General features: G+C 63.3%; 9 protein-coding genes and 1 pseudogene. 1 reads left to right on the plus strand and 9 read right to left on the minus strand.

The annotated features are described in order from the left end of the window. The 7 genes from EOC06_RS28540 to EOC06_RS28570 form a co-directional block, all read right to left on the minus strand. A partial coding sequence (locus tag EOC06_RS28540; RefSeq protein WP_164898784.1) for an ABC transporter permease occupies positions 1–645 on the minus strand: 645 nt, incomplete at its 3' end. Continuing rightward, positions 645–1,508 (minus strand): ABC transporter permease, encoded by an 864-nt coding sequence (locus EOC06_RS28545; protein WP_127270909.1) that lies wholly within the window; start codon positions 1,506–1,508, stop codon positions 645–647. The genes EOC06_RS28545 and EOC06_RS28540, both read right to left, overlap by 1 nt. Before the next feature lie 65 nt (positions 1,509–1,573). Further along, entirely contained in the window at positions 1,574–2,635 is a 1,062-nt protein-coding gene (locus tag EOC06_RS28550; RefSeq protein ID WP_127273265.1) for an ABC transporter substrate-binding protein, read from the minus strand. Positions 2,636–2,695: 60 nt separating this feature from the next. Continuing rightward, complete coding sequence (locus EOC06_RS28555) at positions 2,696–3,667, minus strand: PfkB family carbohydrate kinase (protein ID WP_128309374.1); 972 nt, start codon at positions 3,665–3,667, stop codon at positions 2,696–2,698. After that, the gene (locus tag EOC06_RS28560; RefSeq protein ID WP_128309375.1) at positions 3,664–4,704 is read right to left on the minus strand and encodes an ADP-ribosylglycohydrolase family protein; all 1,041 of its coding nucleotides are present in this window, start codon (positions 4,702–4,704) and stop codon (positions 3,664–3,666) included. The genes EOC06_RS28555 and EOC06_RS28560 overlap by 4 nt, the downstream gene beginning before the upstream one ends. Before the next feature lie 3 nt (positions 4,705–4,707). Continuing rightward, positions 4,708–5,433 (minus strand): GntR family transcriptional regulator, encoded by a 726-nt coding sequence (locus EOC06_RS28565; protein ID WP_127268782.1) that lies wholly within the window; start codon positions 5,431–5,433, stop codon positions 4,708–4,710. A gap of 228 nt (positions 5,434–5,661) precedes the next feature. Further along, positions 5,662–5,931: a DUF982 domain-containing protein gene (locus tag EOC06_RS28570; protein ID WP_027035091.1), complete on the minus strand. Its 270-nt coding sequence runs from the start codon at positions 5,929–5,931 to the stop codon at positions 5,662–5,664. Between the two features lie 84 nt (positions 5,932–6,015). Here EOC06_RS28570 and EOC06_RS28575 point away from each other — a divergent pair, with 84 nt between their 5' ends. After that, entirely contained in the window at positions 6,016–6,273 is a 258-nt protein-coding gene (locus EOC06_RS28575) for a hypothetical protein (protein WP_127268781.1), read from the plus strand. A gap of 334 nt (positions 6,274–6,607) precedes the next feature. Here EOC06_RS28575 and EOC06_RS28580 read toward each other — a convergent pair whose 3' ends face one another. Together EOC06_RS28580 and EOC06_RS28585 are read right to left on the minus strand one after the other, a co-directional pair. Beyond that, on the minus strand, positions 6,608–6,769 hold the full coding sequence (locus EOC06_RS28580; protein ID WP_128309376.1) for a DUF3309 family protein: 162 nt from the start codon (positions 6,767–6,769) through the stop codon (positions 6,608–6,610). A 272-nt stretch (positions 6,770–7,041) separates the two neighbouring features. After that, positions 7,042–7,299, minus strand: a pseudogene (locus EOC06_RS28585) (hypothetical protein); the annotation flags it as partial.

Consider the following 7,299-nt stretch of genomic DNA (forward strand, 5'->3'; position numbering starts at 1 on the left):
CTGGCCCGGCGTCGCCAGGAAATAGGACACCACGAACTGGTCGAACGAAACGGCAAACGCGAACAGCCCGCCGGCGATGACGCCGGGCATGATCCAGGGCAGCGTGATGCGGCGCGTCACCTGCCACTGGTTGGCGCCTAGTGAGCGCGCCGCCTCTTCCAGCTCCGGCGCGAAGGTCTGCAGCCGGGCCGAGACGACGACGATGACATAGGGCAGCGCCAATGCGACATGGCCGAGCAGGATCGCATGCAGGCCACGGCCGATACCGACGCCGAAGAAGAAAATCAGCATTGCCGTGCCGGTGATCAGCCACGGTATGGCGATCGGCGGAAACAAAAGCGCCTGCAGGAACTTCTTGCCACGAAATTCGTAGCGATAGAGCGCCAGCGACGCCGCCGAGCCGAGCACGACGCAGATGATCGTGGTGATGACCGCGATCTCGACGCTGTTCCAGGTCGCTGCGATCAGTTGGTCGTTCTGCCACAGCGAAGCATACCATTCAGTCGTCCATTCGAACGGCAATTGGTAGAAGGGAGAAACGTTGAACGACATCAGCGCCATGATGATGATCGGCAGATAAAGAAAGGCAAGCAGCAGCCAGATGTAGAGGCGGCCGAGTCCTTCGAGGATGCGGGTCGTCGTCATCACGCGGCCCTCCGCAGCACTGGCGACGCCACCGCCAGGATGACCAGCACTACCGCCAGCAGGATGAAGGAGAGTGCGGCACCGAGCGGCCAGTTGAACACGGCGACGAACTGGTCCTCGATGACCGTTCCGTAGAAGGTGCCGGTGCGGCCGCCCAGGATGCGCGGTTCCATGAACGAGCCGACGACCGGCACGAAGATCAGCGCCGCACCCGCGACCAATCCGGGCATCGACAGCGGGATGATCACCCGCTTCAGCACCTGCAACCGCGATGCGCCAAGCGAGCGCCCGGCCTCGATCAGCGAGTCGTCGATGGCCTGTAGCGTGAGATAACAGGTCAGCACCATGTAAGGCACATAGGAATGCACCAGCCCGATGATGACGGCCGGATAGGAATACATGAGGTCGATGTTGATCTTGAACGGCAGCACGGCATTAAGCGCGGTGTCGAGGATGCCGCCTTCGCGCAAAACCATCGCCCAGGAAAAGATGCGCACCAACCCATTCGACCAGAACGGCAGGATGACGAGCAGGAAGATCGCCTCGCGGCTGCGCCCCTTCAGCACCTTGGCCAGCACGTAGGCGGCGGGATAGCCGATGACGATGCACCATAGCGTCACTTCGAGGCCAAGGCGCAGCGAGGCCAGCAGCAGCGTCAGATAGAGGCTCTGCGAGAAGAAGGCGGCATAGTTGCCAAGCGTGAACGCCCACGGCTTTCCCGACAGCGGCAGCTCGGTCATGAACGAGAAGAAGACCATAGCGGATAGCGGCAGGAAGATCGCCACCGTCAGCCAGAGATAGGCCGGTGCCAGCAGCGGCAATGCCGATCTCAGCCCGCTTCGCGACGCTGTCGCAGCTGCCATGGTACCCTCCTCCCAGGATTGGAAGAACCAGCCGACGCGAACCGCCGGCTGTCCTGACTGTGATCTTACTTCACGTCGACCTTAAGCTGCTGCCAGAGCGCCAGATAGGCTTCGCGCTGGGCATCGGTGATCGGCGCCTGGAACTGGATGCGCTTGGCCACTTCGGGATCACCCATGACCTTGCGGTTGAAGGCATCCTCGGGCAGCGCTTCCACCGCCTTGGTGTTGGCGGAGACGGGAGCACCGACCTTGGTGACCCATTCGACGTAGAACTTCGGGTCGATCATGTAGTTGATGAAGGCCTCGGCGCCGGCGACGTTCTTGGCGCCGACCGGAATGGAAAACGCGTCGAGCCAGGCAACGGCACCTTCCTGCGGCACCACCAGCGAGACCGGCAGCTTGAAATGCGTCTTGGCGCGGTCGGCCGAGCCGCTCCAATAGGTGCCGATGTCGATCTGGTTGGAGGCGACCATCTGGTTCCAGTCGTTTTCCGAGCTCCAGAAGGTCTTGATCTGCGGCATCAGCGAGGTCAGCTTCGTCTTGACCGCATCCATATCCTTGATGTCGTTGATGTTCTGGCCAGTGGCGATGGCGCCGAACTGCACCGCTTCGACGGCATCGTCGCGAATGACGACGCGGCCCTTGTGGGCGGCATCCCACATTTCGGCGATGCTCGTCGGTGGCTTGTCGAAGGACTTTTCGTTGATGGCGAGTGCGGTGAGACCCCATACCCACGGCACGCCATAGACCTTGCCGTCATGGACGAGCATCGGCGATCCCGCCTTGTCCTTGCTGATGTCGGCATAGTTCGGCAGCTTGGAAACGTCGATCGGCTGGATCAGTTTCCCGGCCATCGCCTGGTCGTTGAAGGCGGCGTTGATCATGACCACGTCATAGAGGCCGGGATTGGTCCGGATCTTGGTCAGCATTTCCTGTTCGGAATTGAAGAAATCGTTGACGACCTTGTTGCCGGTCGCTTTTTCGAAAGCCTCGACGGCCCACGGTTCGTCGGCGCCGTAACCCTTCCAGTTGAGCACATGCACTTCGTCGGCCTTGGCGGCGAACGCAAGTGCGGAGGTAAAGACGGCGGTCGCCGTCAGCAGAGCAGTCAAATCAGGCATGCGCATGGGGTTGGTTCCTCTCTGTGGGTTTGCCCGGTTCCCGGGCTTGTCAGGCTTTTCCAGCTGTTATGCATTGGCCTTCTGTGTCCGGCCTGCTCCCGATGGGTCGGCGGCATGGCTCAGGAATGTCTGGATTTCGCGGTTCGTCGGCGCCGACGAGCCACCATGGCGGGTAACCGAAATGGCCGCCGCAGCATTGGCATAGCGCGCTGCCTCGAAGGGCGGGGTGCCGCGCGCCAACGCGCTGACAAAAGCGCCGATATGGGTGTCGCCGGCGCCATTGGTGTCGACGGCGTTGACCTTGAAGCCGACAATGGTCTGCGCTGAGCCATCGGCCAGCCTGATATGGCAACCCTTCGCGCCGGCGCGGATGATCACGCCCGCAGCGCGTGGGCAATGGTCGACCAGAAGTCGTGCAGCGACAGCCTCGACATTGCCCGGGCCGGCGATCTCGGCCGCCTCCGTCGTGTTGCAGCTCAGCCATGTGGTGCGGGCGAGCACCCGCGACAGGATGGAGCGTGGAATGTCCGAGATGACCGGCGTCGGATCGAAGACGAAAGGGGTTTCGTCCGGCAGTGCCTCGATCCAGTCGGTGAGCGCATCGCGGCTCTTGGGATAGCTCAGCGTGTAGCCGGAGGTGAACACCCAGTCTCCCGGCGCCACCGCGACGGGCGCCATCATATCGAGGCTGAGTACGCTCTCCGCACCTGGCCATGACACGAAGGTGCGTTCGGCGTCGCTGGAGATCATGGCGACGCAATTGCCACTGTCCATCAAGGGCGATGGCGGCGTCAGTGTCGCGATGTTCTCGGCCATGAAGGCGGCGCGCAGGAAGTCGCCATTCGGCCCACTGCCGAGCTGGCCGCCGAACACCACCTGCATGCCGGTGCGGCTGGCCGCGACCATCATGTTGAAGCCACCGCCGGCGACCTGGGCAAAGCTCGACGCCGTCTTTTCCATGCCGGGCGCCGGCAAAGCGTCGATGCGGTAGACATAATCGACCACGGCACTGCCGATATGGACGAGACGGCCACTCACGCCGCCGCGTCCTTGCTGGAACCGGCTTTCGCCGCCCTTGCCACGACAAGGTCGGCGGCGAGCGCGCCAACCTCTGACAAGTCGATGCCGACAAGCCGGAGGATGTACTCTTGCGGCAATCGGGAAAAGCCGGTGCAGGCGCCGGCCATGCCGGCAGCGATGGCGCCGATCGTATCGGTGTCGCCGCCGAGATTGGCGCTGATGATGGCTGCTTGCCAGGGGTCGCCACGGGCGACTTCCAGCACGGCGAAGGCAGCCGGAACGGATTCCTGGCTGGCGACGCCGGTGCCGACCAGATCGGTGATCAGCCGGATCGCATCCCTGATCGCCTTGCCACGCACGATGTCCTGCGCCCAGACGATACGCGCGGCGATGTCGCCGCCGGTGACCCAATGACCAAGCGTCGCCCCTCGCCTCGCCGCCGCGACCGCGCTGGCCGAAGCATCGCGCCAACCGCCGCCGGCGACGCCGCGGCTGACGGCGGCTGCGACGGCTGCGGCCGAGGCTATGGCGATCGAGGTGTTGTGCGTCGCCCGGCAAGTCTCCGCCACCTTGCCGACGAACGTCTCCAACGGTTCAAGCGGCATCATGATGCCGACAGGCGCGATGCGCATGGCCGCGCCATTGGTGTCGCCGCTGCGTCCCGCTTCCTCGGCCGGTACGCCATTGTTGATGGCATTGATGGCACGCTTGGTCGACGGCCCCAAAAGATCATAGCTGCCGCGCGCCTTGACCTCGCGCTCCCAGTCGAGCAGCGCATTGACCCAGCGCGCGTGGTCGAAACGGTCGCCGGATTCGACCAGGATGCGGCCGAGCAGCAGCGCCTGTTCGGTATCGTCGGTGATGGTTCCAGCGGCCAGGCCCTTCGACACCGGATGATCGGCGAAAGGCTCGATGAAATCCTCTACATGGCCGTAGAGTTCGGCAATGCGAGCCGGCGACAAAAGCTGCGTCGGCATGCCGAGCGCGTCTCCCAGCGCTCCGCCGACAAGCGCGCCCATGGCGCGATCGATGGTCTTGCTGGTTGCATCCGACATCGCTCAGAACCTCATATGCAGCGCAAAATGTGCCGGATTGAGCAGGCTGGTGACATACTCGATCGGCCGATCGTCAGCCGCACGCGTCAACCGGCGCCCGCGCAGGAAGGGCGTGCCTTGTGGGCAACCGAGGATGGCCGCATCCTCGGCATTGAGCATCTCGATCTCGACCCATTCCTCGCCATGGTCGGGAATGAGGCCGGCGGCGCGCAGCGTCTGGTGCAGCGAGCCCTCGCGCAGTCCGCGCAACGGTACGTCCTCAAGCTCGGAGGACAATGGCAGCCGGCTGCGCTCGATGGAGATCGCATGGCCGTCGCTGGCGTTGGTGCGCACCCGGTCAACGGCAATGAAGAACGGGCTTTCGATAGCAAGCAGCGCAGCCAGATCGGGGTCTTCGATGACCTCCAGCCGCAGCGTCCGCGTCTCGGCATTGGCGCCGGCATCGGCCAGCGCGCGCGACCAGCCGATGGAGTCATCGACCGGCTTGCCGTCGAAGGTGACGAACGAGCCGATACCAACCCTGGTCGTGATCAGCCCCCGGCTGGACAATTCCTCAAGGCCCTTGCGGACCGTATTGCGACTGACGGAGAAGCGCTGGACAAGTTCATTCTCGCTTTGCAGGCGGTCGCCGAAGCCGAGAACACCGGAGCGGATCTCATGTTCGAGGACGGTGGCGATCTGCTCGGGCTTGCCCGTGCCGGGAGACAGCTGAACCGCGCGCCGCTTCATAAGGGTACCTGTTCAATGAACCTGTATAATCCTGTTCAATACAGAGGCCCGGACGCCTTGTCAACGGATGCTGAAGACTGACCGAAAGGCAGCGGAATGGGCGGAATAACCGTGCAGGGCGTGCCGAGAGGCAGGTCAATAGCCCCGAAAAGCCGGTCGGCCGTCGCCAAAAGAGGCACACATCCAAGGGGATGGAGCCAGATCCTGATTCAATTTCACCGGGGCAGGCTACGGGATCGACACCTCACGCGGTTCGACGAGGATGTCCGCCTCGATCGCCGCGTTGATGAACGCCGCCCTTGCCGCCGAGACTTCTTTCTTTCCCTCGAGCACGGCCAGACAGACCTTGCGGGCAACCATATGCTTTTGCCCGGTCGCAACCGGCCAGCGGTTCAGCAGGATGTCTGCAGCCTGAGCGACCCGCTCCACGTTGAAGATCGAGTTTCGCGATCGGCCGAGCGCAATCCTGACCGGCTCATCGAAACGCTGATCTTGCACGATGCCACTCCCCAAAGTCGGCATTCATCGATTCGCGGCCTTCAACCCCGAGCAATGTGATAGGTTCCGCGCCAAAGGTGCAAGATGTCCGATTCCAGTGGCCAGAAAAATCCCAGGCTGATCGTCGTGGTCGCCTTCGATCGCGGTGAGGATGGCGAGCTGTTCCCAGCCTTTGGACCCGCCGACCAGCAAAGCGAAGACCGCGCTATACGCACCGCCAAGGCTCTGGCGGCAAAGCATGCCGGCGTCATCGCCTGGAGCCGTGAGGCCGATCCGACGCTAGGCGAATACGGCCCGCCGAACACGCTCTTCGTCAGCGGCGACGTACCTGACATGGAGTAATCTGGCGTCAGGATCTGGCCTGCGCTCAACGCCGCAGCCAGAACGGAGACTTCTCAGAAAACACCCGCCTTTCCTTGAAGCTTGATGCAAGCCGGTTCCCTCGCCCATCAAGCAAAAGCCCGCCACGGTGAACCGGAGCGGGCCTTGGAGGAGGACAAGGGGTGGGACCCTCTCCTCTTGTTTCCACGGGGGGGGTGTGGACCGCAATGACCATACGAAAGTTTTGCAGAGTGCAGGATCACAAGCCGGCTTGCCTGCATCACAATCCGGTGCGCGCCGACATTGGGGGCGCTCACGAGATTGCGATCTGTCGACGACAACCGGGCGGGCCTGGCTAGATGCGCCCGAGCACGACAAGCACGATGACGATGAGCAGCACGAGCCCGAGGCCGCCGCCATAGTAGCCGGCGCCATAAAAAGGACCTCCGCCGAGGCCGCTGAAGCCGCCAAGCAGGGCAAGGATAAGAATGATGATCAGTATGGTTCCAAGGCTCATGGCTTTCAGCTCCCGTTAGCGCTGACGCATTGGGTCGAACATCGCGGCCGCGATGTTCGAGGACGAGAACGTTCCCAAGGCTCTACCGTTCCGTGCGATCGTGGCAACGGAAACGGCCATCCAACGTGATGGAAGCCAGAACTTTGATACCGGCACGCCAATGAACGCGGAAAGCCCGCCAGTGTGGCGGGCCTTCCGACCAGCCGGAGGCCAGGAACGTGCGGCCGGGCCTCAGGGCCGGTTCGGCACCTCCAGTCCCGGCACCTCCAGCATCAGCGGCGCGCGATCAGGAGGCAGAGTTGCCGGAGGTCGCGGTCGTAAGCGCCTTCGCTGCCGAGCACGTCGACGCAGCGCTTCTTCATTCGCGCCACCTTGCTATCCGACATCTGGGCCACGACACCCGGCAGGCTCGGCCTGCTGGGGTTTGACGGATTGGACGGATTGCTCGGGTTCGACGGATTGGACGGATTGATGCCGCCCCCGATACCCACGCCGACACCGACGCCGACGCCGCTCGTCCCGCCCACATT

Origin of the sequence: Mesorhizobium sp. M7A.F.Ca.MR.362.00.0.0 (assembly GCF_004023175.1) — a bacterium.
Lineage (GTDB): Bacteria > Pseudomonadota > Alphaproteobacteria > Rhizobiales > Rhizobiaceae > Mesorhizobium.

Bases quoted from the DNA above. Each gene is read 5' to 3' on its own strand.
- EOC06_RS28545 (WP_127270909.1), bottom strand. From the start codon at position 1,508: ATGGCAGCTGCGACAGCGTCGCGAAGCGGGCTGAGATCGGCATTGCCG.
- EOC06_RS28550 (WP_127273265.1), bottom strand. From the start codon at position 2,635: ATGCGCATGCCTGATTTGACTGCTCTGCTGACGGCGACCGCCGTCTTT.
- EOC06_RS28560 (WP_128309375.1), bottom strand. From the start codon at position 4,704: ATGTCGGATGCAACCAGCAAGACCATCGATCGCGCCATGGGCGCGCTT.
- EOC06_RS28565 (WP_127268782.1), bottom strand. From the start codon at position 5,433: ATGAAGCGGCGCGCGGTTCAGCTGTCTCCCGGCACGGGCAAGCCCGAG.
- EOC06_RS28575 (WP_127268781.1), top strand. From the start codon at position 6,016: ATGTCCGATTCCAGTGGCCAGAAAAATCCCAGGCTGATCGTCGTGGTC.
- EOC06_RS28580 (WP_128309376.1), bottom strand. From the start codon at position 6,769: ATGAGCCTTGGAACCATACTGATCATCATTCTTATCCTTGCCCTGCTT.